We start from the raw sequence: 25,708 nt of genomic DNA, 5'->3' as shown, positions 1-25,708 counted from the left end.
CAATCTCTGTGTGAATGTGTAAGACAGAGCTTGACAGTTCCGTGGTGATTGCAATACTGGCCCGCGGGACTAACATCGATTAGATCAGGCCATGATCAACCGTTGCGCAACAGAACCAGTTCACCGCCCTATTGAGGTGGTAGTCGTTGCCCCTCGGGGGATCAGCGCCTTTCACCTGTCCGTGCCGCTGATGATCTTCGACATCCACTCGGAGGAGCGCGCCTTGTTCAATGTCCGCATTGCTGCTGAGGAGCCCTTGGTAACCCTGAGCGGGGGGCAGGTGGGAGTGAGCGCCAGCGGGGGCTTGGAACTGCTGGACGAAGCAGAGGTGGTCATCATTCCAGGGTGGGCGGATCTGGGAAATGCGCCCAGCAACGAGTTGAAAAGCAAGCTCATCGCGGCGAATCGTCGTGGGGCGCATGTGGTGGGGCTCTGCTACGGCGCCTACGCATTGGCCTATGCCGGGCTACTGGATGGACGCCTAGCTTCGACCCACTGGCTTGCCGAGGACGACTTTCATAGACGCTTTCCCCGCGTGAAGCTCGACATGAACGCGCTTTATGTTGACGAAGAGCGCGTGGTGACCTCTGCTGGGACCGGTGCGGCGCTGGATTGCTGCATGTATCTGGTCAGGAAACTCTGCGGTGCGCGGGAGGCCAACAAAATCGCGCGCCTGATGGTCCTGCCACCCCATCGTGAGGGAGGTCAGTCCCAATACATTGAGCAGCCGGTTCCCGCCTCGCCGCAGGATGCTCTGTTGAGCGCGTTGCTCGACCACATGCGTGAGAATCTGCAAGCGGATCATTCGCTCGATGAACTGGCCAGCCGGGTAGCCATGAGCAGGCGGTCGTTCACCCGGAGATTCCACAAGGCCACTGGCATGACAGTGGGCGCTTGGCTGGATGTCGAGCGCTTGCGACGTGCGAAAGAGTTGCTTGAATCTACCGATCTTTCGGTTGAAAAGGTGGCAGAACAATCTGGGTATCGCACGGCTGTGGCGTTTCGCCAGAGCTTCAACCGGGCATTTCATATCAGCCCGCGCGGGTGGAGGCGGACGTTCTCACTGGAGAATTAAAGGTTCTGATTCCGGGCGCAGATTGCCTAAACCGCGCGATGGCTTGAAAAGAGGGGAGGGAGGCCTCGATGTATGGACATTCGCTGGCCGAGGCGCTTCAGCCTTCAGTGGGCCCTGCGGTCACAGTCCTGTTGCCGTGGTCATTGCTTCGCTGAGCGGGGGTGGTGCAGAGTCCCATGGATAAGCATGCCGGCAACCATCGCAGCTGCGAACACGAGTGCGAACGGTTGACCCGTCGCCAACAGGGCGACGGCCGGGCCAGGACATACGCCCGCCAATCCCCAACCAATGCCGAACACTGCCGCACCGAGCACCAGGTTGCGATCGATGTCTCGGCGCTGCGGGACATGTAGCGCAGCAGCAAACAGTGGGGCATTGCGCGCACGCGCCCAACGATATGCGATGACAGAGGGGATCAGTGCGCCGATCATGACAAGCGCCAGCGAAGGATCCCACGCGCCCGTGACGTCAAGAAAGGCGATCACGCGCGCGGGGTTCGCCATGTCTGAGACGATAAGGCCGAGGCCAAACAACGAGCCGCACAGAAAGGCCATCAGTCGGATCATGTCCCAGCTCCGACGATGAAGCGCACAAGCGCCACAGTGGCCATTCCCATAAGCATGAAGGCGACGGTCGCAACCATGGAGCGCGGCGAAAGTCTAGCCAAGCCGCAGACGCCATGGCCGCTCGTGCACCCCGAGCCCAGGCGCGTTCCATACCCAACCAGCAGTCCGCCCAGAATCAGTAGCGGTGTAGTCGAGCTTGAAAGCGAGGGCAGCGAAATGGGTTTGACCGCCAGTGCTACACCCGATGTCACAAACAGTCCCGCCAGGAACAGGGCAGCTAATGAGCGATCTCCACCTGCCGGAAGGCCGAGGGTATTAGCAATCAGGCCGGAGATGCCGGCAATTCGGCCGGTGAACACCAGGTATGCGCCTGCGGCTGTGCCAATCATCAGGCCGCCGATGAGCGGCCAGTACCACGCTAAAGGGGTCAGCATCATGGCGAGTCTACCGGTAGCTTTAGAAAGCAAACTCTGGTGTCGTCCCGTACGAACCGATGACCCGCAAGTCGGTCGGCGGGTGCCTCGCGCCCGCTGCCAAGAGCCCTATTTAAAGCAGAATCCAAAGCGACAGGGGTGTTCACGGTTAGCTCTTAACGAGGAAGGGGAGAGCTTAAGGTTTCATAATTGCGGAAACTATGCAACTATCGGCACATCTCTTCCCTTGGTCAGACCGCCATGCGGCGTTCGGGCTAGGCTCTACGGCTTCCTATGGTCTCTACTTGTGAAAAACTCCTCCCTTACCGCCGCTGACCTCGCTGACATGAAGGAACGGGTCCCAGAGGTTGCCGAGCTGCTTCGCTTCATGGCCACGCCGTCGCGCCTGCTGTTGCTCTGCCAGCTCTCTCAAGGGGAGTCGACTGTGGGTGGTTTGGAGGAGGCAACTGGTATCCGGCAGCCGGCGCTTTCCCAACAACTGGCGGAGCTACGGCAGCGGGACCTAGTCACCACCCGGCGTGAGTCCCGGTCGATCTTCTACCGGTTGGCGGACCCACGTGTGGCCGCCCTGTTGACCGCCATGCATGAGATCTTCTGCACCGATACCTCGGTGCCTGAGAGCCGGTAGTCGCATTGGACTGTTCCGGCAACCGGTTGCAGTTGGCCTTGAAGAGCGAGGCGATCATGTGCGTTGCGCTATGGGTATCTTGTCAATCAACTCTGGCCAGGCGCCGTGTCCGGCAAGTCAAGGGAAACCGAACTTGGTGTCCGCGCCTCTAAGGCCAACAGACGCAGGGGCTTCCACGACCTGATGCGAGAGTTTGCTCTGAGGAGAACGCTTCTTCGGCGTCGTCATCTGCCCTGTCGGGCTTCTCGCAATAAGAGGCATGGAGCCAGGGCACGTTGCTGGGCCATACTTCGCACAGAGCCGGGACTGGCGTTGGGTGACGGGAGGCTCATGTTCATGACACTGATTAGCAATCAAGACAGTTTGGAAGAGGGGTTCATTCGGTCGGCCCTAGAGATCATTGCCAACCCTGGCAAAAGATCGTCCGTTGTAGCGCGATCAGATCATCAAACGGTCCGCCAGCTCTTGGATCAGGCGCCAAGGGCCACACTCTTCACGCAGTCAATGGCCGAGTTCTATTTGGCCATCCCACGGCGACAGTTCGAGGCTCTAAAACGCGCACATTCCAACCCGTTCGCCAAGAGTGTTGGCCGGCCCAAGATGATCAGCAAGGGCAACCTCCTGACCTGGTTCGGGCTGGTCAACAAGTCTGTGCATGCCGTGCCTGAAAAATTGGAAGGGCGTCTTGGCAGAACGGCAAACGGGACGCCCTTCATCGTGATGCGCGACAAGCATAAGAAGATCAATCGCATCATCTCGCATGCCGGCATCACAACCCTTGATCTAGACGCGATAGAAGAGGCCTTCGCCCGTGGCGCCAAGATCGCCGCGCTTGGCGTTGATCAAGCATTGACTCTGCCTTGGGCTAACCTTCGCGAGAAGCGGTTATGGCGACAGGCCTACCGAATCCATATCGACCGAGCTCATGCAGAAACAGTGGCGCTCTTGGATAGGCAGGAGCTCGATGAAGCAACGGTCATATCACCTGAATCGATCGTCAGCTAGTCGGTACGGGCTCGTACTCGATGGTCCAAGCAACTCACTGTAACTTTGTTTCCGAAGCCGAGCAGGGTGCTCGGTAAGGAGAAGTCCCATGAAGTACGAAGTCGAGTTCAATGGTCTGGCGCAGTGCGCGCACTATTTGGAAGTCGAAGCTGAAAGTCCGGAAGACGCCTTGAGGATGGCCAAGGTGGCGGTCCTGTCGGATGCGTCATTTGCCATCGAGGAGTGGGTGAATGAGCCCACGATCGAGAGCTTGAGCGAAGAAGGCATGCTCATCGCAAGCAACTACGAGTTGGACATCGCGAACGTGGAAGATTACGAATGACGGAGAGGGCTCTTACCCGCATCGGTCCCAAGGGTTGAATTGAAAGCCTTTGCCGTGCATGTCCTCGCGTTGCGGCTCTCTTTTTCCGGCAGGTCGCAGCTTTCAGGGGGGCGCTGGAGCACACGTTGACAGTTAGGGACGTTAAGTTAACGTGGATGAATGGATCAAGCTTCGAATTCCGACAGATCGGCGACTCCGTCTGATCTTGAGCAAGGCCAAGACGAGGAACAACGCCGCCGTCTGTTGATTGCAGTGGTGAGGGGCGACTGTTCTGCTGTGAGGCTGGCGCTGGCATCTCTGTCGGATGGGAGGAGCGCGCAGCATGCGTTGAGAGTGGCCGCAGGTCTGGGCCATGCCAATATTGCCTCGATGATCATTCAAAGTGCTCTTCCCGATGCGGCCGATGCCCTGGACGGGGCGTTGGCGGCAGCGATCAAGGAGAGTCAGATCGCGACCGGACGCCAATTGCTTTTCGAGGCATCCCGGTTCGCTGAGCGACCTGCGTTGGTGAAATCACTTTATGCCGCTGGAAGTGTCGGGGCTGTGGATTTCATCGATGATATCATGTTGGCGTATCGTCCGCCCAACAAGTCGCTTGTCTCCGCGTTTCGTGTCGCGCTGCTCGAGAAGGGGTGGCCGGCTGCCGTGCATATCTTCGATGGGGGCGATACGAGGCTATTTGATCGGTGGATAACGGAGACCGATCGGAGTTGCATGGATGCGTACCGAGCACTTCGGCAGTCCGATGCTGTTCGGGAAGAGTTGGATCATTGCACCAAGCCTCTAGTAATAGGGCACAAGCTGCCACAGCGGAGAATTTGAACGGGTCCCAAAAGACGCGTGAGAGGGGCTGCCAGCACTCCTATTACAAGGAGCCGAGGCCGCGCTGGCTCCGCTCTGGTTGACTATGCGGATCGCTGACAGCGCTTCCCTCGAGCGCTGCAGTTGAGGTCACACACTCCCATCGGTACCGTGACGACCGCCCAACAGCCACCTGGGTTGCCTTGAGTCAGTGTCCGCGACGAGCGCCTCCGGCGGGAGGCTTAAGGGTGTCCGTTTTTATGCCAACTCGCCAATCCAGCCATGCTCCGCACTTCAGCAGCATGACGAGCCTATAGCGGCTTCTGCCGGACGGGGCGTCAGTCTGTATTGAGGGCTGTGGCAGGGAACGAGCAAGAGCACGGATTGCAAAAGCGCGCCTGAGTGCGTCGAAAAGCATGAGACAGGTCCACGCCAGAAACGCTGAGGCAAATAAGAAGGTCAGGCGTTGTTCGCGAACTGACTTCATCAGTTCCGCGGACGTTCTCGGATCTGCCCAGATGTCACAGAGGATATCTGGGTCGGCTGGGCGAAATCCACCCGCGCCTTGGTCTTCGTAATTTACTTTCGAGGTATCCGCGCAGGACGCCACGGAGAGGATCGGGCGCTCTCCTGATAGGGCAGGCTTGGCAATCTGTGCTTGGTCCTTCCCGAGCCAAAGCCAAGTTCCGGTGGTATTGAGTGAGACGAGTAGCCTCTGCTCGGTTGCACCGTACGCGAGGATCCACGTGAGCCAGAAGCACGCAAAGAGCATCAGGCCGCAAAGGGCAAGACCCATTCCGCGCGGGCGTTTCTTTTCGATGACCGTAAAGCTATCAAGATCGAACGCACTGCCTGCCAAGCCAACTAGGTCAAGCGGCACGTTACGCGCTTGTGCCTTCCCGATGATCTTCTTAGCATCCACCAGCGTTCGGGCAGGGATTCCGTAAGTGAGCCGAAAAACCGCAAGAGCAGAGTAGTCCGAGAGATTTTTCTTAACGAAAGGGTCCTGGATGTCGTCCCGGCTAATGAACAACCTCAGCAAGCGATTGTTCAATGGGTGCAGCGAACCGGCTCGCCAGCAAATATGTAGCGCTGCCGCGACTAACCCAAGCACCGAAAACCACTCTGGTGCTCCAGAGTAAATACTATCCCAATTCATCCTAACGCCCTGTTTGTTCTGCGATTGGAAGGCTTTAGCTCCTCCCGCTATCGGCACAGGCCAGGCGGAACTTTAGATCGTTTTCGGGGAGGCGACTGGGGGCGTGGACCGCGGTGGTCCGGAGAAGGCGATCGTCTTGGCTAGCGTTTTGTGCATGAGAAAGAGCTTGCCATAGGCCTATGTCCGCCTTTGGCCTTTTCACTTTGGCTCCCCCAGATGAGTGCTTTCTCAACGTGCTCTTCCACGGGTTTCAGTTGGTCGCCAACCGCGCTGATACCAGCTAGTAAGAGGACGGAGGCGGATCCGGGTGGACAGCTAAGTTAGCTGGGCGATAGTCTCCGTCTTTTGATCAGTGGCGATCCTATGAGCATTCTCAATGTATTGCTGCGCCCCGACCAACTCCTTGTTGCGGTCGATACGTGGGCCGAGGACGCGCTGACGCATAAGTCATCGGTGGGCGCCAAGCTGCTGCTCATCCCTCAGCACAACCTGGTGCTGGCCAGTCGCGGCTCCGCTCAGTTTTTTTTGAAGATCTACGAACTTTGCCTTCAGGCGAGCTTCCGCGCCGATTTCACCATGGAGCAGCTCATGGCTGAGCTGGGGCCGGCCATGGATCACCTTTGGCCGAACTACCTTCAGGCGGCCGCGGAGGCGGGCCTGACGCGCCATATCCTTCACAGCGAGCTTGTTCTGGGCGGCTGGTCACCGAAGAATGGCCGGATGGTGGCCACGGCCTATGCCAAGGATGCGGGCGGTGGTGCTGCACGGGTGCAGCCATTGGATGGCGGCGTGGCATCGCCTGGGGAGCCGTTGCGTGGGCGTAAGGACAGCTTCGAACTTGAGGCGGTCCTGGAAGCTGGCCGGCTGCAGGCGACCTATCTCAATAGCAGCGTGGGTCGGACTGTTGCCGGCGGACGCCTGCTGGTCGCCGTCTTGCAGAAGGGGCAGACGTCAATCACGGACGTGGCTGCGCTCTGACCGGGAGTGCGCCTCCCATCTAACCAATGCCATCAGTGCGACCGGCGCGGGGTCTGTTGGCATTCACAACGACTCCGGAACCGTCGTGTTTGGCCCACGGCACTCCGGGCGTCACGGGCGGTGACCTCGGCTTGAACAGCCTAGCCGCTGGCACTTTCGACCTTCAGTCCGGGAGCTCGCTGCGGGTAAGCGTCGGACAAGATGCGGCGACGGCTATCCACTCGGATGCAAGCAAGTTCGCTGGCACCGCGAGTTCGCCGTTGCGCGTCTCAGCAGGCGGCTCAACGGGCACCGACGTCTTCCTCGCCGATGGGGCGGTCTTCAACCACACGGGTACCATCGCCGCCAGTCGGCACAGGAATGGCGGTGCAAAAAGTTCGGCGCAAGTCTAAGACGGGCGTCTTGCTCGCCTGCGCGAATGGCGTAAGGGGCGTCTGGGTACAACCAAGCCGCGATAGCAATGACCCGGTGCAGATCAATGCGCACAGTGCTTGCGACGTCCTCCGAGGCGGTAAAAGCGCGCCAGTGACTGCGATAGCAGTCAGCCTGTAGCCGTGGATTCAAGCTGGTCGGTCAACAAGCGAGTCAGGTTGCGGCGCGCAAAGTAACCCTGCAATTGTCGGGCTTTGATGGTTCTTGCTCTCAGTCGAGCCTGACCACCTTCGCGGTGCTTAATGCAATAGCAGCGCGAAGCCCCACACAGCTCTGCTTGGCTCGCGGTGACCGTCACCACGGTCACTTCCAGACTGGTGAAGGCGGTCTCGGCGACGATGTCCGGGTTCTCGGTGCTGGCGCGCTCGATTAGGGTCCGGAATCGCCCCAGGTCTCGTTCGCCACCACTGCTGAGCGCCCCGACGTTAGTCGCACGTCGGACATCACCATCGTCACCGGGAACAGCTTGGCTCCAGCGCTCTGTGCGTTCGGGAATGACCGCGCGCACGACCTTGCCATTTGGCTCAATCATGTCAATGACCACATCGAGCAAGTAGACCGGTTCCAGCCCCAAGTTGGTCACGAAGCAGTGCGCATCCAAGTCCTTACCCGCGCCCGACGTGATCAGGATGGAGGGTCGCTGCTGCCGGCGGTAGCTGCGTAGGAAGAAGCTCAGGTAGACGACCCAGATCAAGGCTGTCACGCAGGTCATAGCTGCGGTTATCAGTGGCGCGAAGTGGAGCAGGCTCTGAAGCACGTTGAGGTTGATCCCATCGGTCGACGCATGTAAGCACGCTGTTGGCCATATTCGCCCTTAAACCGCTTTCATCCCGTGAAGCGCTTGGTTCCAGCGGGCTTGGCTCCAACAATCTATGAACAGGTGGACTGTCTGGCGCAGCCACAACTTCTAAGGGCGTGCGTAGAGATCCCCTTGCCGCCTCGCAGGGCGCGAGCAGCCGCCTAATTTTGACGTGACCTTTGCACTGGGTGCGCATACTTTTCCTCCATTGCTCCAGAGGAGAACGGCAATGACCAACCCGTCAAGAATTTCCTTAGTCCCGAAGGTGCTGAGGCTCGAGGTGATGCCGCTGGACTTCGGCGAAGCTGCGGTCGTGGTTGAGTTGGAGTCTGAGCCGCCCAAGCGTTGGCTCAAGGCCCTCAAGCGCGAAATGTCTGACACGGAAGGGCTGGAGTCTGCCTCCGCGAAGTTCGACGGTTGCTTTGTCTACGTCTTGGGACTGGAGCCGAGTGTCGGGGGCGCTGCCCGGAGAGTCAGCCGCCTGCTTGCCGCAGTTCAAGAAAGACTGGAGCCCGACAGTGGTGACTCGTCAGCGACAGAGGGGGCCACAACCCGGCTGCCGCACCCTCCCAGCGCAGGAGTTGCGATCTCCGTAGGCAACGGTGCTTGAAGGCGCTGGTCCCCGGCGTGACTTGTTCGTGGTCCGGGTTGGGAAATCCCGCAAGTCGAGATAGGCTTCTAGCAACTGCCGCCGGCCGGAGACGCCGCCCCCCATGCACGGAATCGACTCAAGCAAAGAGCACCTGATATCAGTATGTGAGGAGTTGGATAGCTTGCGGTCTCGCGCGCACCTCGAGAACTTTTTAGCGAAGCACGGGATAGTGCGCAGTCAGCGGCAATCCAAGGCCGAGTTCGAGGTGGCGAGCGGCATAACGTCGGGCTTCTGGATAGAAGTTGTCGTGGCCTTTGAACCCTCCAACGGCAGCAGGGGCTTTTTCGCGTCCATGCTCGTGACCAGACAGAGCAAGGTGGAGCACCTCCGACAATGCGTCTTGACCGACTAGCAGGGTAGGCCGTCAGCGAGCGCTCTGGTGTTGGGCAGCATAGCCAGGGCGGTCGCGGCGTCGGCGCATGGCCTTGCGGCTTACTCCAGCTGCTCGTGGATCGCCGTGACCAGCTGTTTAAAGCGATAGGGTTTGGGCAAAAAACGCACGGATGCCGGGATGGGGGGGAGTTGGGATCGTTGAAGGCCCGATACCACCAAAACACGGGCGCCGGGCTGTGTCTCGGCAACCTGCGCAGCCACATCCAGGCCTGAAATGCCGCCTGGCATGCTCACGTCTGTGACGACTACGGCGTATTGCGTTCCCCCCCTCAACTGGGCGATCGCTTCCATTCCATCGGATGCAGGGGTGACCGCGAATCCTTGTTCGGACAACGCTTGGGCCACCACCGTGCGCAAATCGTCTTCGTCTTCAACGAACAGCAAATTAATGGTCATATCAAGGCTCGTGGATAGGAAAGCAGAGCACGATGCGGGTGCCTTCTCCCGGAACGCTGCTCAGTTGGGGAAAGCCGCCTGATTGTTTCGTGAAACCAAAGACTTGGCTAAGCCCTAGACCGCTGCCCCGTCCCAAGGGCTTTGTGGTGAAGAATGGTTCGAACACGCGTGCCTGTTGGGCGATTGGAATGCCCTCGCCATCATCCGCAACGGTCACGCAGACGTGAGGCTTAGGGACGTGATTCTCTGAGGCGGGATCGTGGGTTTCTTTGGCGCAGGCCGAGATGGTGATAGTGCCGCCATCGGGCATCGCATCGCGGCTGTTACACACCAGGTTTAGGACCGCTGCCTCAAGTTGTGCCTTGTCGACGAATACCAAGGGGAGATGCTGGTCGAGGTCGAAGGTCACCACGACCGCGTCTCCCGCCGAACGCTGCAAGAGTTCTTGGCATTCACGCAGCGCCGCGGCGACATTCAAGGGCTCAGGAGACAGCTTCTGGCCTCGGCCAAACGTGAGTAGTTGTCGCGAGAACAGCGCCCCACGCTCCGCCGCCCGGAGGGCCGTCTCTATCAGCTTCGACGCAGGGCCGTCTTTAACCCTCAAGCTGATGAGGTCAAGGCAGTTGACAATGATGGCCAGGAGGTTATTGAAGTCATGGGCCAACCCAAGGGTCAGCTTGCCGATGGCTTCCATTTTCTGTGCTTGCAGCAGGCTGTGCTGGACCTTCTCTAGTCGCTCTTGAGCATCATGACGCTCAGTGATGTCTCTGGTCACTTTGGCGTATCCCACCAACACGCCGTCGACCCAGATGGGGTCTATCACTACGCTTGCCAAGAAGCGTGAACCGTCTTGCCGGATCCGCCACCCCTCCTCGATACACCGTCCCTCCGCGGCTGCTGTCCTCAGGTTGCGCTGCGGCACGCCCGCAGCTGCATCCTCGGGGAGGTAAAACCGGGAGAAATTCGTTCCGATGACATCTTTGGCGGTGTAGCCCTTGATCCGCTGCCCACCAGGGTTCCAAGTCCGAATTACGCCATGCTCGTCAAGCATGTAAATTGCATAGTCAGTGACGGCGTTGACCAAGAGGGCGAACTGTCGGGACTCGTCATTTAACGCGTCTTTGGGGTGTTCCAACTGTGTCACGTCTATCCTCCCCAGGATCGCATCACCCTAAGGGATGGTTTGTAAAGAAACCGTAAAAATGTGTGCTCCTGTGCTCGCTTTGATGTGGGCTTTACACAATGATGCCACGTCGCCCTCACACTGTTCTTGCACGGATAAACGCGAAGCGCGGGAGGGTGGCCGTATGGCAGACGGAATTGGAGAAGTGAGTGTGTTCTTGGTTGAGGATGAGCCGAGCTTGATGTATGTGCTCGAGGAATCGATCAAGACCCTTGGCTACGCAGTCGTTGAGAAGGCGGAGTATCTGCCAGACGCGCTAGAGCGTGCGAAAAGCGTCGCGTTCGATGTGGCAATGCTTGACGTCAATTTGCATGGGCAAGAGTCCTTCCCCGTTGCAGACGTTCTGATGGAGCGCGGAATTCCGTTTGTCTTTACAACGGGGTTTGGTAAAACCACTTTGCCTGAGCGCTTTAAGCGCGCCCCCGTGATGGAGAAGCCGTTTCGTCTCAAAGACATCCATCGCGCGATCACTGAGCTTCAAGGGGAGCTATCGGCCTGACCGGGTCTTACGACTTCGCCTGGTCTTCACCCAAACATCGCCTCGCGGCGATGCCTCGCTGGATAGGGTGCGTTCTCCCTTGTCCAACCAGGAGATTTCCATGGCCGAACCCAAAGAGAACCTGCTTGACTGGCTGCGCGACGCCCATGCAATGGAGCGGCAGGCGGAGACGATGTTGAAGGGGCAGGCGTCCCGTATTGAGCACTACCCCGTGCTGAAGGCGCGGATCGAAGAGCACATCCAGGAGACGATCGGACAACGAGAGCTGCTCGAGGGCTGCATCAAGCGCCTCGGCGGCTCTCCATCCACCATCAAAGACGTGATGGGAAAGATGGCCGCATTCGGCCAGGCGCTGGGTGGGATGACCGCATCCGACGAGATCGTGAAAGGCGCGATGGCCGGCTACGTGTTCGAGCACTTTGAAATTGCCTCTTACACCGCTTTAATTGCAGCGGCCAAGACCGCCGGTGACCCGGAAACCGCACGCGTGTGTGAGGAAATTTTGGTCCAGGAAGAGGCGATGGCGGACTGGCTTGCAACGCACTTGCCGGAAGTTACCGAGGAGTTCCTGGTGCGCGATGCCACCCCTGGTGTTGAGGCGAAGAAGTAAAGTCCCGCTCATCACTGCCGACGCCCCGTCGGAGCGGTCCACTCTCCGACGGGGCGACGAGGACTCCCGGTTTATCTTGTCTGCCGGTAGCTTAAGCATCGACGGAGTTCACCCAGGGCCGGCAAGACCACCAGAAGCATTGCGGGCACAAGCGCAAAGGCCCATAGAGCAGCTGGGGCCGGGTCAAATGCCAAGGCTGGTCCGACATGGTCGCTAGGCAGTGACAAGTAAACGGCACCTGTCGCGACCCACGGCGCTAAGTCCAGAACGTTGTGAACGTGCTGCTCCAACGGGCGAATCGCGCGCGTGGGGTAGGCCACCCGCGTGTCCCAATAGCCTGTTATTGCGTGCAGGCACACCAGTGCCAAGAGGATGGCGAAAAGCCCATGCGAGGCTTGGAATCCCAGCCAGAGAACCGTCGCCAACCCGAGGATCGCTATCTGAGCCAAGTGCAGCCTTGACTCTGGAATGCCCGAGGTGGACTCGATACTGCTGGTCCCGTGCAGCCAGAAATCCATGGCGCCCGCAGCCAACCAGAGCACATACAGGACATGCCAGGCCGTTACGTCCATGGCGGGATCGGGTTTTCGATGTTGAAGGTCCGGCTGCGTCTACAGCTCATAGCGATTCCTCCTGACAGGTCAACCATGGCTGGTCAGGAAATTCTAGAAAAGCTGCCCGCACGACAATGTGTTTTCGGTCTGGGCCGCTTACCCGTTGCGCTTGGCGGACCAGGGGCTTCAACGGTTTGACGGACCCTTGACGCCACGCTGACACCCCGTGCCCTCTGTGCAGCGGATATTCGTCTCCAACCTTGTTAGGAGAAACGTATGAGCGCTTATCCACAATTTAGGGCAGCAACGCCGCGTGTAACTCGGATGGAGATGGCTGATCTGTACGCGGGCGATGGCACCACCGTGGTCCAGCTGGATGCGCTCCCCTGCGAGACCTGGATCCAGAACCTTCGAGCATTGGTGAGTCAGTGCCCAGAGCTCGCCGGAGCAAAGGTGGAGGTGGAGGGTTCGTGGGTCCACTTCATCGGAGTGCGGAAGGCTGTCGGCCCTGTTGCGCCCCGCCTCTTGGAAGTCATCTCGGCGGCAGGCGAGATGGCCTACGCCCCCAACACCGTTCGGCCGTCAGTCTTTGTCTCGACTGCGGACGTAGCGGTCCAATGACTCGGCGCCAGTAAATGCTGACCGCCCAAATGCTTCAGGAAAGTGGAGGAGATCACCATGACTGATGACAAGAAGAACGCAGGTAGTCGGGATCGCGACCGCATCAACGTCAACGAGGACTATGAGCTGCAATATTGGACTAAGACGCTGGGCGTCAGTGCTGAGGAACTTCGGGCGGCGGTGAAGGCAGTGGGTCCGACTGCTGTGGCGGTTCGCAAGCACTTGGGCAAGTGAAACGGAGTAGGGCATGTCCCTCACCGAATACCGACGCAAGCGTAGCTTTGACAAAACCAAGGAACCAGAGCCCGGCAAAGGGTTGCCGCAGGGTCAACGGGCGATCTTCGTGGTCCAGCTGCATCACGCCAGCCGGCGCCACTACGATTTTCGGCTTCAGGTAGGAGACGCCCTCAAGAGCTGGGCCGTTCCTAAAGGGCCCAGTTACGACCCCAAGGTCAAGCGCATGGCCGTGGAGGTGGAAGACCATCCCGTGGACTATGCCGGCTTCGAGGGCGACATCCCGAAAGGGCAATATGGAGGCGGGCACGTCGCCCAGTTTGATCACGGTGTCTGGGCGACATCGGGCGACCCCGAAGCGCAGCTTGCCAAGGGTCACCTTCGGTTTGAGCTGTTCGGCACAAAGCTGAAGGGTGGGTGGCACCTCGTCCGGTCGGGAAAGCCAGCCAAGCAGCCGCAGTGGTTGTTGTTCAAAGACGACGATGCCTTCGCCAGTGACGTGGAAGCGGACGATTTGCTCGGCGATGTCACCGCGCCTCCGGCGGAAGACCTGAAGCGGGCAGGCGCTGGTAAGGCCGACAAGAAAAAGCTCACCGCAGTGGCATTGCTGAAGAAACCGCGGCGAATTGACTGGGCGAAGAAGGCCTTGGCGCTGACCAAGGCAAAGAAAGCCAAACCGCCCGAGGGCCCCTTCGAACCGCAGCTGGCCAAGCTTGGCGATGCCCCACCCAAGGGCGACCAATGGGTCCACGAAATCAAGTGGGACGGTTACCGCATTCTGGCGACGATCACCGAGGGCGAGGTGCGGCTTTGGTCCCGTAATGCGTTGGAATGGACATCAAAGATCCCTGAAATTCGGGACGCTGTGGCCACCTTAGGACTCACGTCGGGGGCATTGGACGGGGAGCTCATTGCAGGCAGCGGCACCAAGGAGGACTTCAACCTCCTCCAAGCGACGTTGTCCGGAGAGCGCCAAGGGGCATTGGCCTACGCCTTGTTCGATCTCCTCCACATCGATGGAATTGACATTGCCAACGCTCCCCTGTCGGAGCGCAAGCAACTCCTGCAGGAACTCTTGAAGGAAAGCCCTGACCACTTGGCCTACAGCTCACACATCGAGGGCGACGGGGAATCGGCCTACCAATTGGCAGGTGAACGCCACTTCGAGGGCATTATTTCCAAGCGGGCTGACCGGGCCTATCACGGAGGCCGGAGCGAGGACTGGAAGAAGACCAAGCAGTTGGCCAGCGATGAGTTTGCGGTGGTTGGCTACACTTCCCCGAAGGGCAACCGCGCCGGGTTTGGATCGCTTCTTCTCGCCAAGCCTGACCAAAAGCACGGCTGGCTCTACGTCGGCCGGGTGGGCTCGGGTTTCTCAGATGAACTCATCAACGAGCTGAGTCAGCTCATCGGCAGGGCCGGTGGAAAGACCCCAACGGCCCACGTGCCCACCAAGGACACCGATCTACGGTCGGCGATGTGGTTTAAGCCACGCTTCGTCGTGGAGGTGTTTTACCGAGGCATCGGCGGGCAGCAACTGCTGCGCCAACCCTCGCTCAAGGCCGTCCGGCGTGACAAGGGCGTGGCTGACCTGGCCGACTCAGACAGCGCGCCTCCAGCGGAAAAGCCTACGGACGCTGCCCAGCTCAAGCCGTCCCGGAAGGCGTCCAAAAAATCTTCAGCGGGCGAGGCGGCCAAGTCAGCAGGTGAAGCGCGCACGCCGCCCAAGCTGTCCAGCCCTACCAAGGTGATCTTTCCTGACATCAAGGCCACCAAGCAGGACGTGTGGGATTACTACACGGCTGTGATGGACCATTTGCTGCCGGAGGTGATTGATCGCCCCTTATCGGTCATTCGGTGTCCCAGCGGGACAGGCAAGCCCTGTTTCTTCCAGAAGCACCACACCGCTGGCTTGGAGCTGGTGGACTCGGTCCGCCTGAAAGAAGACAGCGGCATCAATGCGCACTACCTGGTGGTCCGCGACGCGGCCAGCCTGCTGGAGCTGGTGCAGTTCAACGCTTTGGAGTTCCACCCATGGGGCAGCCACGCGGAGTCCCCTGATCGGGCCGATCGCGTGGTCTTCGACTTGGATCCCGGCCCAGAGGTGCCGTTTTCCGAGGTCAAAAAGGCAGCCGTGGACATTTGCAGGCTGCTCGAACAGTTGGAGCTGGAATCCTTCTTGCGGGTGTCAGGAGGGAAGGGGCTACACGTGGTCGTGCCCTTAAACCCGGGGTGCGATTGGGATCTGACCAAGCGGTTTGCCAAGGGGTTCGCCGAGGCATTGTCGCAGTCGGAGCCGACCCGCTTCCTAGCGACCTCGACCAAGAGCCTTCGGAACAAGCGCATTTTTGTGGACTACCTGCGAAACGGCCGCGGTGCCACGGCGGTGGCATCGTATTCCTTACGCGGTCGGCCCGGCGCGCCCGTGGCCATGCCCATCGCCTGGAGCGATCTGGCTAAGTTGACCCGTGCGGATGCTTTCACCATGAAGGACGTGCCTGAAAAGATGAAGCGGCGCCGCAAGGATCCTTGGGCGGACATCAACACGATCCAACAAAACTTGGCCCGGTGGGCGCAAGACGATTGATCTGGCCCCTGCCTCGAAGCCGATTTGGGAGTAAAGCACGATGCGTCGACCCATCCTATCTGCCACAGCAGCCCTTGCCTTGACCGCCTGCGGAGGCGGGAACACAGAGTCCAGCGTCCAAGCACCGGGGGCCGAAGAAACCGCAAAGACCAAAGCGCTGGAGGCTGGCGCCGCCGTGCTGCAGGACCGCCCTCCGGTCGACGCCATCAACGCCTATCTGGACGGGTTCCATTTCTACAACGGCCAGATGAAGGTCCAAATGGAGGCTCACCACCACTGCTCCATCCTCAACGAGGATGTCATCCAGTGCACCATCTACGACGGCAATCTGAAAGACGCCAAGCTGATGGGCGTGGAATACATCATCAGCGAGAAGCTATTCATTAGCCTCCCCGAGCAAGAGAGGGCGCTTTGGCACAGCCACGTCCACGAAGTGAAATCGGGACAGCTGATTGCACCAGGGATTCCGGAGGTGGCTGAGCATGAACTCATGGAGAAGCTCATCCACACCTATGGAAAGACGTGGCACACCTGGCACACAGATCTGGACAAGGATTTGCCCCGAGGGATGCCGCAGTTGATGATGGGGTTCACGGCGGATGGGCAAGCGGACCCCTCGATGGTGGCGGCTCGCGATGCTCGGCTGGGCGTCAGCAGCGAAGACAAGCGAAAGCGCCGCGCCGATATTCCAGTGCCCGGCATAGACCCGGGGGCGGACGCGTGGCAAAAGGGGGCGGTGGTCCAAGTCCAAGACCCCACAGGTGTGCACACGCACGGAGACGGCAGCGGGGCTAAGGAGCCTTCCCCCCGCAGCGAGAACGCGACCTCCAAGGGCCCGACCGAGGAATAGCTGGGGGAGGTGCTTAGTCTCGGGCTGATCCGCCCCATCACTAACATTTCAAGTGTTGGCGCTAGACGCCCGTTTGGATGTTCAGTCGGCGGCAACCTGCGATGCGGTGCTCCAAGCCGCCCAGGACCACGAGATTGGTAAGGGCAGGTCTGTCGGAACCCTATAAGCAGCTCATCCGCCGTCGGGGTAATTTCCTTGGCACCGCCTTGGGCTACTAAGGGAGGAAGACGATTGTGTCAGAGCCTCGACCGGTGACTTGAGGAGGTGGAGCAGTCCGCCGCAATCGCTCTGGTCGCCGGCAAGCCCACAGCTTGCATAGAACGTTAGGTAGGCATCAGGAGCGCGTGTGCGTTAGGGCGAGTTCTTCGTCACGGCTTTCTACAAGACATCGATGCCCTACCCAGCAACATGCATCTACCACGGATGAGAGGTCAACTCTCCCGTGTTCCAGCAAGGCAAGCCACAGCCAGTCCAGGAGATGCCAAGATGTTCGTGCACCATAAAAAACTGATGTATACCGTTCGTGTCAGCAAGTCCAACCCGGCTTTGGCGGCGTTGATGCTTGAGCAGTTCGGAGGCCCGCAAGGGGAATTGGCCGCAGCCATGCGGTATTTCACGCAGGGACTGGGCGAAGCGGATCCGGGTCGCAAGGATCTACTGATGGACATCGCGACCGAGGAAATTAGCCATCTTGAGATCATCGGCACCATCATCGCCATGCTCAACCGCGGCCCCAAGGCCATCCAGTCCGAGGGCATGATGGAGGCCGAAGACATGCGCTCAATGGGCCAAAACAGCACGAGCCACACCGAACAGATCTTGTATGGCGGTGGGCCTGCGCTGGTCAATTCGAGCGGTGTGCCTTGGACGGCTGCATACGTGGATAGCATCGGTGAGCCAACGGCCGATCTCCGATCGAATATTGCTGCGGAAGCACGCGCGAAGATCGTCTACGAACGGCTCATCAACGTCACGGACGACCCAGGTATCAAAGACGCGCTCCGCTTCCTCATGACCCGCGAGATTGCCCATCAGAAGTCCTTTGAAAAAGCGCTTTACAGCATTCAGCCAAACTTCCCGCCCGGCAAGCTCCCCGGCGATCCAGCGTTTACTGACCTCTACATGGACATGTCGCAAGGCGACGGCGATGTCGAAGGCAGCTGGAACGGCGGTGAGCTTTGGGAGCGTGTCACCGACCGTGATGCCCAAGCAGCATTGGACGGAGGGGACGGGGGTTGCGAGGTGGGTCTCAGCGAGAAGGAGCAGGTGGCCCTGGATGCCATGGCCGCTCGAACCCTCTCTGACCCCGAGGCCCGCCCGGCGACCGGAGCAGAGCTGGGGGCAGGTCCGGGCGCGGGGGCTGTCGATGTCAATCCTCGGGAGCCTTGACCGGCGCCGATAAGGCCCGCCGACACGCCGGGCCTTACTTCTGGCCGACAGACACGCCCTTTACTAAGCGCTGCGCAATGGGATTGCGCTTACACTTCTTAGCGGCGTAAGTAGCTCGCAATTTTGAGCACGGTCGCTGCCTTCGACTCTTCAAGCAATCGCAGTGCCGTGGTCTTTCGGGAACCGATGCCGGCGACGGCTTCCTGCACCACGATGGTATCGTATTCCCTGGCGTTGGCATCGAAACACGTGGCCGTGATACACGACTCCGCAGTCATCCCAGCAATGACGAGTTCCCTCGCGCCAAGCTTGGCAAGCAGCACGGTCAGTGATGTGGCAAGAAAGGCAGAGTGCTTGGGTTTGAGCACGAAGTAGTCATCGTGTTCCGGCTGCAGCAACTTGGCAATCGCGGATGACTCGCCCTCCGTCGTCAAGCAGAGCCTTACTAGCTCCTTGAAGTCCATCTGCCAGTTGGCGAAGTTATCATTGGCGTAGATGACCGGATGGCCGCGCTTTCGGAAATGCTGGGCGAGCCTTGCAATGTGCCGAGCGGCTTCGAGAGCCTTGGGCTTCACGGGGCCGGCTTCTGGGAAGTCGAACAACGTGAACATATCGATGATCAGGAGCGCGGGACTGGGCGTATTCATGGCTGCTCCTGCACTTCAATCGCCCGTTTGGCTGTGAGGCGCCGCTAGCGGCTTGGACTGGGGTGAGTCCTTCTGGCGGAGGAATATGGTCAAGATCACGAGAGCGAGTACAGCCAAGAATTCACTTTGCCAGTTCTGGAACGATTCGAACCAGAAGCTGCTGCTCCCCAGGTGTTCCCACCACGTGGGGGCAGGCAATCCCTTCGCCAGCTGCTCATCGACCTCCGCGCGCCAGCTGCCCGCAAGATGCAGCGAAAAGCTCAGTAGGAACAGGACCCCGAAGGCGATTGCCAGAGAGTGACCATACAAGGTCTTCCAGAGCCCCCCTTTGCGGACGGCCCAAGGCGTACGACCGGGCTCAACGCGCTCCTCTTCCTGCGCTTCGTCGAGAGGGCGGGATTCAGCCGAGCCCTTCTGTCGGAGGCTGACGGTCAGCAGGACATACATGCCCATCTGAAGGAACTCGCTTTCCCAGTTCTCAAACGTGGCGCTGACGAAGTGTCCGCTGTGGAGGTAGTTCCATAGGTCCGATGGCGCACGGTGTGCCTCAGCGAGTTCTTGATTGTGGGCCAAGAACCCGGTCCATACCTGCCCTCCCAGAAAGCAGAGAAGCAAAAAAAGCAGCACGATCGATAAACCGTTTCGTTTCCACATGCCCATGCGGCCTTGAGGTAATCAAGCGACTCCGACGTTAGTCCTGTCGGTGAGGAAATTCAGTGAAGGAGCGGCAGCCCGTGCCGCTCCTGGGATGGGCCACTGAGTTAAGGCGCTTTGCCCGACGTTCCAGCTTGACCAAAGTTGGGCTGGGTCGCCCCATCCCGTTGTGAAGTGCCCTCAGGCTCGCCTTCGCCAGGTTTGCCGCCCGTCCCATGCCCGTGTTGGTTGTAACCAGCGTTCTCGTCAGCACGTTCGCTGTTGGAGTTTTCATCCACTGGAGGCTTGGCTGGGACAAATGGAGAGATGGGGTCACTCGCTGGGAAAGTCTCCTCCAGCGCCTCCTCATGGTTGCGTTCCGCGCGTGCCTTTCTGTGCTGTTGTTGTGCAGGCGTCTCTTCGCGCTTGCTCTCGCCCGGCATTGGCAGATCTTTCTGGTCGCGTTCCATGGTTCTACCTCACGCCGCTTGGGCTGCCTTGGCGTTCCCACCGGACTTGGCCAGGAGCGTCAGCTTCTCGTCGGTTGCCTTCTCCTCTTCCAAGGTTTCCAGCAGGAGCGGGAGCGCGTCCTTGTAACCAAGCTGCTTGGCGAGGGCTGCGATGGTGCCGTAGGACGCGATTTCGTAGTGTTCGACCTTCTGGGCGCCGCCGATAAGAGCGGCATCCCGCACGGGGCCTTCCTCAATGCTGTCGATGGCTTCCTTGCCCTCCTCGACCAACCCCTCCATGGCGGCGCACTTGATGCGCTTGAGACGGATGCCCAGCACCTCCACAACCTGGTCGATGCGTTCGATCTGGCCTTGGGTCTCTTCCAGGTGGGTTTCGAAGGCGGCGGCGAGGTCCGGATTCGAGGCGGCGCGCGCGAGGCGCGGCAGCGCCTTGGTCAGCTGCTTCTCCGCGCTGTAAATGTCCGACAGTTCGTGGATGAACAGGTCTTCAGCGGTTTTGATCGCCATAATGGTTCTCCGGGCTGGTGGTAGGTGAGCGTTGAAATTAGACGCTCTCTCGTTAGGTTGGTGCGCAAATCTGTGAAGGCGTGCTACACGCTCGCCACGTCTTTTTCAGCGCATGGCATGCACAGATCCTTCTTGGCTTTGAGGTGAGCAGCCGTCTTGGCCAATTGCTCATATCGAAGCCGGATTTCTTCTAAGCGCTCTTGGTCCATCTCCTCCAGGTTCAGCAACTCGTTGTTGGCGTTGCTGGTCACTCGGATCAGCTCATCCAGCTTGATGTGGATGGCGGCGGTGTCCGCGTTCTGAGTGTGCTGAATCAGAAACACCATCAAGAACGTCACGATTGTCGTTCCAGTGTTGATGACCAGCTGCCAGGTGTCGTTTAACCCGAAGAACGGCCCGCTGCTCGCCCACACAACAACCACGCCTAAGGCAGCCACGAAGGCGCCCAGCGAGCCCGAAGCGCGGGATGCAGCGGAGGCAATTTTGCTGAAAAACGGTTTTGACATGGTCCACTCATGCGTATTGAGTGGAACAGACCGTACGACCGTGAATGTCTAGGCCAGGTGACTTCTCCGAAGCGTAGGAATACGAAAAGTGAACGAGCTTGAGAGGGGTAGGACGAGGAGGGTCTGTCCGCATATCGTCGACAGAATTCTCTCGTTGCTTTCACGTATTTCAAACGAAAATTGCGGCTTCATGCCAGAGGAGGATCTGAGGATGATGGCCGGCGCATTGAGGCGTTTGAGTGACTGGACTGCCCAGCCTGCGTTCCGAGAGTTGACCGTGCGGGAGGCTGCCCTGCACCTGCAAGAACTTGCTCCCAGCTACCCTGGTCCTTTCGATCAACCGGTGGAGATTTGTGTAAATGGGTGCCGGTGGTTTGCAGAGGAGGTAGAGGCAGTCGCGGACGCTATCCACAGGGCAGGACGGCGACCCCATCGCGCGAGGGAACTGCTCGGCGGTCCCGAATGGGGCATCTCGCGCAATGCGGCCGGCTTGTTCGCGGTGACCGGTCCAATGGCGGGGCGGAAGTCACAGGACCGCAAGGGATCCGCATTGCTCCAGGCTCGCGAGCCCGAGGCAGCGGTTGAGGCTTAGATCACTGCTGCGGTGGACCTGAGGACGCAGGGCCACCGGCTGATCTTTGCGAAAACTCCATGAAACGAGCGGCCGAAATCGCCTGGCGGCTCCCGCACGCAGGGCACTCCAGCACCGCCCCGCCATCCGGTATGTTCACGAGGCTCGGCGGGGCAGTAGCATTGGTGACGCGGTGGCAGGAAAGGCATTCAGCCTGGACGTTAAGCACCATGGGTTCCTCGTCCGAGCCCGGCCGACTTGGCTGCACGTTGACTTCAAACAGATAGAACAGCCCAGTATTTGGCATGTTAAAAAGGTCACATTGAGGGCCCTTGCGTTGAAGACGGGGCCTGAATCTGAATGTCATCATAGGCGTCCCGGGACGGCCGGAGCCAGTCAGCCAATGAACGGTCACGGTTCCTCTGCCGCGGGTCGATGCTCAGGGATGGCGTGAGGTCTCAACGTCAGGAACGCAGCGGATGACGCATTGCGGGGGCGAGCAAGGGCGTGCAATCCAAGAGGCGTCGGGCTCATTCACCATCTATCGCATAAGCGGCGTGCACCAAAGCCAAGTGACTCAGGCCCTGCGGCGTATTGCCCAGCCCTTCATCGGCTTGGGGATCCCACATCTCTGGCATAAGGCCCACGTCGTTCTGGACGCGGGCCAGCAACGATCCGAACAAGCGATCCGCTTCTTCCGCCTCCCCCAGCAGGCCGTAGGCTTCCACCATCCAAAACGCGCAACTGATGAACGTGCCTTCGCAGTCCTGCATGCCGCTGTAGCGCCACAGCAGATCGCCGCTCTCATCTGACAGTTCGCGCCGCATGGCCTCCCGAGTAGCGATGAAACGCTCCCGGCGCACTTCGCCCAAGCCGAAGCGCGACGCCAGCATCAGGCTCGCGTCCAGCCGGTCGCTGCCGGCATGCATCACGTAGCTCTGCTTTGCCTCATCCCAGCAGTGCTCGTCGATCCAGTCCAGGATGCGCTCTTTCTCGCGCTGCCAGCGCGGCAAACGGGCAGTGGTGATGTGGCCAGCTTCGGCCAGTTCGCAGGCTCGGCGGAGCGCCATCCAGCATTCCAGCTTCGACATCGTGTAGTGCTGCGCGTCGCCCAGTTCCCAGAAGCCGCTGTCCTTGCGCATCCAGTTGTCGGCGCATTCGTCAGCCAGTTCGAATAAGAGCCGGGCGGTGGTGGGGTCGAGGATGTGGCCGGCTTCGATCATCCGGCTCGCCATCTCCAAAACGTCACCATAGGCGCAGGTCTGCAACTGCTCAGAGGCCGCATTACCCACGCGCACCGGTTGACTGTTGCGGTAGCCCGGCACGTCGATGCAGCGTTCCTTTTCGACCCGCTCGCCGCGAAGGGTGTAGCACGGCGCAAGCCCGGGACGGTGGCGACCGATGGTGGTCATCAGCCAGCTGAAGCCGGCCTTGGCGTCGGGCAGCGCACCCACGCGCAGGAAGGTCTTGATGACGTATGCGGCATCGCGAACCCAAGCGTAGCGGTAGTCCCAGTTCTTGTCGCCGCCGATGCGCTCGGGCAGCGAAGCGCTCACCGCCGCGGCGATGGCCCCGGTGGGCGCGAACCAAAGGAATTTGAGCGCCAGCGCCGATCGGATGACTTCAGCGCGGCGGCTTGCGTCGCAGTGCAGGTCGTCCACCCACTGGCGCCACTCCCGATCGGAGCGGTCGATGCGGGTATCGATATCCACTAAAGGCGGAACCGGGAGCACTTCGTCCTGAGAGGCGAGCAGCGCGATGATCTCCCGGTCGCCGGGCCGAAGGGTCACGGTGCCGCGGAGTTCCCGGTCATTGCAATTGCCGATCTGCACGCTTTCGGAATAGCGCAGCATCGTCATCACGGGGCCGGCGTGATGGACGCATCCGTTTGGGGTATCGCTCATCCAGGGCGTGCAGGCCCCAGCCCGGGTGCCCGGCTGGTAGAGCAGATCGAAGGTGACCTCTCCCTCCAAGCCTTCCAACCGGCGGGCCAGCTCGGACCAAGGCAGCCGCCCGGCCGGGCCGCTGTTGAGCGATTCGGTCACCCGGGCGAGGCCGGTGGCGGTGCGGACGTGCGTTTCCAACACGTTGCTGTTGTCGCGGTAGCGCCGCTGCACCTGCTGAACGTCGCGGGCGTGGACCACAAAACGACCGCCGGCCGGGGCATCGAGCAAGCGGTCGAGCAAGGGCGGTGCGTCCATGCACGGGGCGCACCACCAGTCGATGCTGCCATCCGGCGCGATGAGCGCACTGGAGCGCCCATCGCCAATGGCGGCGTAGGAGTGGATGGGCGCATACCCGTCCGCGTCGCGCTCGGCAGGCACGCTATCGGCATCGCTGGAGCCAGCGGTCACGGCAGCAGCATGCCGCCGGTGGCGCCGATCACCTCACCGGTGATGTAGCTCGACTCCTGGGTGGCCAGCAGCACGTAGGCCGACGCCATTTCCACCGGCTGGCCCGCCCGCTTCAGCGGCGTCTGCGAGCCGAACTCCGGAATGGCCTCAGGCGGTTGGCCGCCGGCAGGCTGCAAAGGCGTCCAGATCGGACCCGGAGCCACCGCGTTCACGCGGATGCCGCGCTCGGCCACCTGCTGGGCCAGGGCCTTGGTGAAGTTCACGATGGCCGCCTTGGTGGGGGCGTAGTCCAGCAGGTTGGGCGATGGCTGATAGGCCTGGATGGACGCGGTGTTGATGATGGTCGCGCCGGCGGGCAAATGCGGTAGGGCAGCCTTGCACACCCAGAACAGCGCATGCACGTTGGTGCGGAAGGTGGCGTCGAATTGCTCGGTGGTGAGGTCTTCGATCTTTTCCACGGCCAATTGTTTGCCGGCGATGTTGGCGACCACGTCCAGCCCGCCCAGCGCCTTGACCGCCTGTGCCACCAAGTCGCCGCAGAACTGCTCCTCTTGGAGGTCACCCGGGATGGCGATCGCCTTGCGGCCTTCGGCTTCAATCAGCGCAACCACTTCGGCGGCGTCGTCTTCTTCTTCGGGTAGGTAGTTCAGCGCCACGTCGGCGCCCTCGCGCGCGAAGGCAATGGCCACTGCGCGGCCGATGCCGGAATCGGCGCCGGTCACCAGCGCCTTGCGACCCTTCATGCGCCCCAGGCCCACGTAGCTTTTCTCGCCATGATCAGCCGCCGGCTTGAGCTCATGAACAGTGCCGGGCGGGGTTTGAACCTGGGCCGGGTAGGTCGGCTGTGGGAACTGGGTCAGCGGGTTCTGCATGTCGTATTGGTTGCGGGAAGTCATTGGAATCCTTGGGGGAGGAGGGAGAACAGGCCTTACAGGGTGACCGCGCCGCCGGAGACGGTAAGCAGTGCGCCGGAGGTGTAGCTCGCGCTGTCGGCAGCGAGCATCACGTAGGCCGAGGCGAGCTCGGCCGGCTGGCCGGGACGACCAAACGGGGTCTGGCTGCCGAACTGCTCAACTTCCTCCGCGGCCATGCCGGCGGGAATGAAGGGCGTCCAGATCGGGCCGGGCAATACCGCGTTGACACGGATGCCCTTCTCGGCGAGAAGACCGGCCAGGCCGATGGTGAGGTTGGCCACCGCGCCCTTGGTGGCCGAGTAGGGCAGGATGTTGGGCGTGGGCTTCTTGGAGTTCACGGAGGCGGTATTGATGACCGAGCCGCCGTCCTGCAGGTGCGGCACGCACAGACGGGTCAGGTTGAAGACGGCATGCACATTGGTATCGAATGTCTTTCGCCAGTCGTCCAACGTGATGTCATCGAAGGATTCGTAGTAGCGCTGATACGCGGCGTTGTTGACCAGGATGTCCAGGCCCCCAAGTTCGCGGGTGACCTGCTTGATGAGCGCTTCAGCCTGGGCGTCGTCACTGATGTCGCAGGGGCAAAGGACGGCCTTCTGGCCCGCCTCTTCTATGAGGGCCCCAATGCTGGCGGCATCATTCTCCTCGCCTTCAAGGAACGCGATAGCCACATCGGCGCCTTCCCGAGCGTAGGCAATGGCTACTGCCGCGCCAATGCCACTGTCCCCGCCGGTAATCAGGGCTTTCTTTCCTTTCAGTAAGCCGTGACCAACGTAGCTGTCCTCACCGTGATCCGGCCGAGGGTCGAGCTTGTCGGTTTTGCCGGGAAACGACTGCTGCTGCGCCTTGAACGGCGGCTTCGGGTAGTTGGGCACGGGCATCGGCTGAGCCTCTTGGGGTTGAGGAAAGGTCAGTGTGCGGACGCCTTGGTAAACGTCG

At 60.4% G+C, this 25,708-nt stretch carries 27 protein-coding genes; 13 read left to right on the top strand and 14 right to left on the bottom strand.

The window, feature by feature from the left end; all coding sequences use genetic code 11:
• The first annotated feature begins 91 nt into the window (after positions 1-91).
• Positions 92-1,075 (top strand): helix-turn-helix domain-containing protein, encoded by a 984-nt coding sequence (locus BIZ42_RS02230; RefSeq protein WP_070425415.1) that lies wholly within the window; start codon positions 92-94, stop codon positions 1,073-1,075.
• A 140-nt stretch (positions 1,076-1,215) separates the two neighbouring features.
• Here BIZ42_RS02230 and BIZ42_RS02225 read toward each other — a convergent pair whose 3' ends face one another.
• Both BIZ42_RS02225 and BIZ42_RS19205 read right to left on the bottom strand, forming a co-directional pair.
• Entirely contained in the window at positions 1,216-1,641 is a 426-nt protein-coding gene (locus BIZ42_RS02225; protein ID WP_026069957.1) for a YeeE/YedE family protein, read from the bottom strand.
• Entirely contained in the window at positions 1,638-2,078 is a 441-nt protein-coding gene (locus BIZ42_RS19205; protein ID WP_026069956.1) for a YeeE/YedE thiosulfate transporter family protein, read from the bottom strand. The genes BIZ42_RS02225 and BIZ42_RS19205 overlap by 4 nt, the downstream gene beginning before the upstream one ends.
• 322 nt (positions 2,079-2,400) lie before the next feature.
• Between BIZ42_RS19205 and BIZ42_RS02220 the strand changes: the two genes are divergently transcribed.
• The 4 genes from BIZ42_RS02220 (at position 2,401) to BIZ42_RS02205 (ending at position 4,852) form a co-directional block, all read left to right on the top strand.
• The gene (locus BIZ42_RS02220) at positions 2,401-2,703 is read left to right on the top strand and encodes a metalloregulator ArsR/SmtB family transcription factor (RefSeq protein WP_019184275.1); all 303 of its coding nucleotides are present in this window, start codon (positions 2,401-2,403) and stop codon (positions 2,701-2,703) included.
• A 336-nt stretch (positions 2,704-3,039) separates the two neighbouring features.
• Entirely contained in the window at positions 3,040-3,708 is a 669-nt protein-coding gene (locus tag BIZ42_RS02215; protein WP_026069955.1) for a hypothetical protein, read from the top strand.
• Positions 3,709-3,796: 88 nt separating this feature from the next.
• Positions 3,797-4,030, top strand: a complete 234-nt coding sequence (locus BIZ42_RS02210) for a hypothetical protein (protein WP_019184273.1) — start codon at positions 3,797-3,799, stop codon at positions 4,028-4,030.
• Between the two features lie 159 nt (positions 4,031-4,189).
• Positions 4,190-4,852 (top strand): hypothetical protein, encoded by a 663-nt coding sequence (locus BIZ42_RS02205; RefSeq protein ID WP_156785671.1) that lies wholly within the window; start codon positions 4,190-4,192, stop codon positions 4,850-4,852.
• A 187-nt stretch (positions 4,853-5,039) separates the two neighbouring features.
• Here the strand turns inward: BIZ42_RS02205 and BIZ42_RS02200 are convergent, their stop codons facing one another.
• Entirely contained in the window at positions 5,040-5,990 is a 951-nt protein-coding gene (locus BIZ42_RS02200; protein WP_156785670.1) for a DUF6216 family protein, read from the bottom strand.
• A gap of 363 nt (positions 5,991-6,353) precedes the next feature.
• Here BIZ42_RS02200 and BIZ42_RS02195 point away from each other — a divergent pair, with 363 nt between their 5' ends.
• Complete coding sequence (locus BIZ42_RS02195; protein ID WP_019184269.1) at positions 6,354-6,968, top strand: hypothetical protein; 615 nt, start codon at positions 6,354-6,356, stop codon at positions 6,966-6,968.
• A gap of 541 nt (positions 6,969-7,509) precedes the next feature.
• On the opposite strand, the gene BIZ42_RS02185 is transcribed toward BIZ42_RS02195, so the two are convergent.
• The 3 genes from BIZ42_RS02185 to BIZ42_RS02165 form a co-directional block, all read right to left on the bottom strand.
• Entirely contained in the window at positions 7,510-8,157 is a 648-nt protein-coding gene (locus tag BIZ42_RS02185) for a hypothetical protein (RefSeq protein WP_156785669.1), read from the bottom strand.
• 1,126 nt (positions 8,158-9,283) lie between these two features.
• Entirely contained in the window at positions 9,284-9,640 is a 357-nt protein-coding gene (locus BIZ42_RS02170; RefSeq protein WP_070425411.1) for a response regulator, read from the bottom strand.
• A 1-nt stretch (position 9,641) separates the two neighbouring features.
• Positions 9,642-10,784, bottom strand: a complete 1,143-nt coding sequence (locus BIZ42_RS02165) for a PAS domain-containing sensor histidine kinase (protein ID WP_070425410.1) — start codon at positions 10,782-10,784, stop codon at positions 9,642-9,644.
• Positions 10,785-10,968: 184 nt separating this feature from the next.
• Here BIZ42_RS02165 and BIZ42_RS02160 point away from each other — a divergent pair, with 184 nt between their 5' ends.
• The 7 genes from BIZ42_RS02160 (at position 10,969) to BIZ42_RS02125 (ending at position 18,167) form a co-directional block, all read left to right on the top strand.
• Complete coding sequence (locus BIZ42_RS02160; protein ID WP_019184262.1) at positions 10,969-11,322, top strand: response regulator; 354 nt, start codon at positions 10,969-10,971, stop codon at positions 11,320-11,322.
• A 100-nt stretch (positions 11,323-11,422) separates the two neighbouring features.
• Entirely contained in the window at positions 11,423-11,932 is a 510-nt protein-coding gene (locus tag BIZ42_RS02155; protein WP_070425409.1) for a ferritin-like domain-containing protein, read from the top strand.
• Positions 11,933-12,816: 884 nt separating this feature from the next.
• Complete coding sequence (locus BIZ42_RS02145) at positions 12,817-13,107, top strand: hypothetical protein (RefSeq protein ID WP_019184259.1); 291 nt, start codon at positions 12,817-12,819, stop codon at positions 13,105-13,107.
• Positions 13,108-13,164: 57 nt separating this feature from the next.
• Entirely contained in the window at positions 13,165-13,341 is a 177-nt protein-coding gene (locus tag BIZ42_RS02140; protein ID WP_070427424.1) for a DUF3606 domain-containing protein, read from the top strand.
• A 13-nt stretch (positions 13,342-13,354) separates the two neighbouring features.
• Positions 13,355-15,928 (top strand): DNA ligase D, encoded by a 2,574-nt coding sequence (gene ligD / locus BIZ42_RS02135; protein ID WP_019184257.1) that lies wholly within the window; start codon positions 13,355-13,357, stop codon positions 15,926-15,928.
• 40 nt (positions 15,929-15,968) lie between these two features.
• Positions 15,969-16,778, top strand: a complete 810-nt coding sequence (locus tag BIZ42_RS02130; RefSeq protein ID WP_237393552.1) for an OBAP family protein — start codon at positions 15,969-15,971, stop codon at positions 16,776-16,778.
• Between the two features lie 486 nt (positions 16,779-17,264).
• The gene (locus BIZ42_RS02125; RefSeq protein WP_019184255.1) at positions 17,265-18,167 is read left to right on the top strand and encodes a manganese catalase family protein; all 903 of its coding nucleotides are present in this window, start codon (positions 17,265-17,267) and stop codon (positions 18,165-18,167) included.
• A 98-nt stretch (positions 18,168-18,265) separates the two neighbouring features.
• Here the strand turns inward: BIZ42_RS02125 and BIZ42_RS02120 are convergent, their stop codons facing one another.
• From BIZ42_RS02120 to BIZ42_RS02085, 8 genes are all read right to left on the bottom strand, one after another.
• A complete protein-coding gene (locus BIZ42_RS02120) occupies positions 18,266-18,814 on the bottom strand; it encodes an isochorismatase family cysteine hydrolase (protein WP_070425406.1) in 549 nt (182 codons plus the stop codon).
• 15 nt (positions 18,815-18,829) lie between these two features.
• Positions 18,830-19,468 (bottom strand): DUF6766 family protein, encoded by a 639-nt coding sequence (locus BIZ42_RS02115; RefSeq protein WP_026069952.1) that lies wholly within the window; start codon positions 19,466-19,468, stop codon positions 18,830-18,832.
• A gap of 107 nt (positions 19,469-19,575) precedes the next feature.
• Positions 19,576-19,917 carry a hypothetical protein gene (locus BIZ42_RS19200; RefSeq protein ID WP_080114867.1) on the bottom strand — a complete coding sequence of 114 codons (342 nt, stop codon included), beginning with the start codon at positions 19,915-19,917 and terminating at the stop codon, positions 19,576-19,578.
• A 9-nt stretch (positions 19,918-19,926) separates the two neighbouring features.
• Positions 19,927-20,424, bottom strand: coding sequence for a ferritin-like domain-containing protein (locus BIZ42_RS02110; protein ID WP_019184252.1), 498 nt, complete (start codon positions 20,422-20,424; stop codon positions 19,927-19,929).
• Between the two features lie 83 nt (positions 20,425-20,507).
• Complete coding sequence (locus tag BIZ42_RS02105) at positions 20,508-20,930, bottom strand: low affinity iron permease family protein (protein WP_019184251.1); 423 nt, start codon at positions 20,928-20,930, stop codon at positions 20,508-20,510.
• A 1,101-nt stretch (positions 20,931-22,031) separates the two neighbouring features.
• Positions 22,032-23,855 carry a glycoside hydrolase family 15 protein gene (locus tag BIZ42_RS02095; RefSeq protein WP_019184249.1) on the bottom strand — a complete coding sequence of 608 codons (1,824 nt, stop codon included), beginning with the start codon at positions 23,853-23,855 and terminating at the stop codon, positions 22,032-22,034.
• The gene (locus BIZ42_RS02090; protein WP_026069950.1) at positions 23,852-24,751 is read right to left on the bottom strand and encodes an SDR family oxidoreductase; all 900 of its coding nucleotides are present in this window, start codon (positions 24,749-24,751) and stop codon (positions 23,852-23,854) included. The genes BIZ42_RS02095 and BIZ42_RS02090 overlap by 4 nt, the downstream gene beginning before the upstream one ends.
• Before the next feature lie 32 nt (positions 24,752-24,783).
• Positions 24,784-25,650 (bottom strand): SDR family oxidoreductase, encoded by an 867-nt coding sequence (locus BIZ42_RS02085; protein WP_019184247.1) that lies wholly within the window; start codon positions 25,648-25,650, stop codon positions 24,784-24,786.
• Positions 25,651-25,708 lie beyond the last annotated feature (58 nt).

This window comes from Stenotrophomonas sp. LM091 (assembly GCF_001806305.1).
Classification (GTDB): domain Bacteria; phylum Pseudomonadota; class Gammaproteobacteria; order Xanthomonadales; family Xanthomonadaceae; genus Stenotrophomonas; species Stenotrophomonas bentonitica_A.
Note: the sequence above shows the minus strand (reverse complement) of the source record. Positions and strands in the feature narration are given on the sequence as shown.

Excerpts from the sequence above, each read along its gene's own strand:
- BIZ42_RS02230 (WP_070425415.1), top strand. The coding sequence starts at position 92 with ATGATCAACCGTTGCGCAACAGAACCAGTTCACCGCCCTATTGAGGTG.
- BIZ42_RS02225 (WP_026069957.1), bottom strand. The coding sequence starts at position 1,641 with ATGATCCGACTGATGGCCTTTCTGTGCGGCTCGTTGTTTGGCCTCGGC.
- BIZ42_RS19205 (WP_026069956.1), bottom strand. The coding sequence starts at position 2,078 with ATGATGCTGACCCCTTTAGCGTGGTACTGGCCGCTCATCGGCGGCCTG.
- BIZ42_RS02220 (WP_019184275.1), top strand. The coding sequence starts at position 2,401 with ATGAAGGAACGGGTCCCAGAGGTTGCCGAGCTGCTTCGCTTCATGGCC.
- BIZ42_RS02215 (WP_026069955.1), top strand. The coding sequence starts at position 3,040 with ATGACACTGATTAGCAATCAAGACAGTTTGGAAGAGGGGTTCATTCGG.
- BIZ42_RS02210 (WP_019184273.1), top strand. The coding sequence starts at position 3,797 with ATGAAGTACGAAGTCGAGTTCAATGGTCTGGCGCAGTGCGCGCACTAT.
- BIZ42_RS02205 (WP_156785671.1), top strand. The coding sequence starts at position 4,190 with ATGGATCAAGCTTCGAATTCCGACAGATCGGCGACTCCGTCTGATCTT.
- BIZ42_RS02200 (WP_156785670.1), bottom strand. The coding sequence starts at position 5,990 with ATGAATTGGGATAGTATTTACTCTGGAGCACCAGAGTGGTTTTCGGTG.
- BIZ42_RS02195 (WP_019184269.1), top strand. The coding sequence starts at position 6,354 with ATGAGCATTCTCAATGTATTGCTGCGCCCCGACCAACTCCTTGTTGCG.
- BIZ42_RS02170 (WP_070425411.1), bottom strand. The coding sequence starts at position 9,640 with ATGACCATTAATTTGCTGTTCGTTGAAGACGAAGACGATTTGCGCACG.
- BIZ42_RS02155 (WP_070425409.1), top strand. The coding sequence starts at position 11,423 with ATGGCCGAACCCAAAGAGAACCTGCTTGACTGGCTGCGCGACGCCCAT.
- BIZ42_RS02145 (WP_019184259.1), top strand. The coding sequence starts at position 12,817 with ATGGCTGATCTGTACGCGGGCGATGGCACCACCGTGGTCCAGCTGGAT.
- BIZ42_RS02140 (WP_070427424.1), top strand. The coding sequence starts at position 13,165 with ATGACTGATGACAAGAAGAACGCAGGTAGTCGGGATCGCGACCGCATC.
- ligD (WP_019184257.1), top strand. The coding sequence starts at position 13,355 with ATGTCCCTCACCGAATACCGACGCAAGCGTAGCTTTGACAAAACCAAG.
- BIZ42_RS02130 (WP_237393552.1), top strand. The coding sequence starts at position 15,969 with ATGCGTCGACCCATCCTATCTGCCACAGCAGCCCTTGCCTTGACCGCC.
- BIZ42_RS02125 (WP_019184255.1), top strand. The coding sequence starts at position 17,265 with ATGTTCGTGCACCATAAAAAACTGATGTATACCGTTCGTGTCAGCAAG.
- BIZ42_RS02120 (WP_070425406.1), bottom strand. The coding sequence starts at position 18,814 with ATGAATACGCCCAGTCCCGCGCTCCTGATCATCGATATGTTCACGTTG.
- BIZ42_RS02115 (WP_026069952.1), bottom strand. The coding sequence starts at position 19,468 with ATGTGGAAACGAAACGGTTTATCGATCGTGCTGCTTTTTTTGCTTCTC.
- BIZ42_RS19200 (WP_080114867.1), bottom strand. The coding sequence starts at position 19,917 with ATGGAACGCGACCAGAAAGATCTGCCAATGCCGGGCGAGAGCAAGCGC.
- BIZ42_RS02110 (WP_019184252.1), bottom strand. The coding sequence starts at position 20,424 with ATGGCGATCAAAACCGCTGAAGACCTGTTCATCCACGAACTGTCGGAC.
- BIZ42_RS02105 (WP_019184251.1), bottom strand. The coding sequence starts at position 20,930 with ATGTCAAAACCGTTTTTCAGCAAAATTGCCTCCGCTGCATCCCGCGCT.
- BIZ42_RS02090 (WP_026069950.1), bottom strand. The coding sequence starts at position 24,751 with ATGACTTCCCGCAACCAATACGACATGCAGAACCCGCTGACCCAGTTC.
- BIZ42_RS02085 (WP_019184247.1), bottom strand. The coding sequence starts at position 25,650 with ATGCCCGTGCCCAACTACCCGAAGCCGCCGTTCAAGGCGCAGCAGCAG.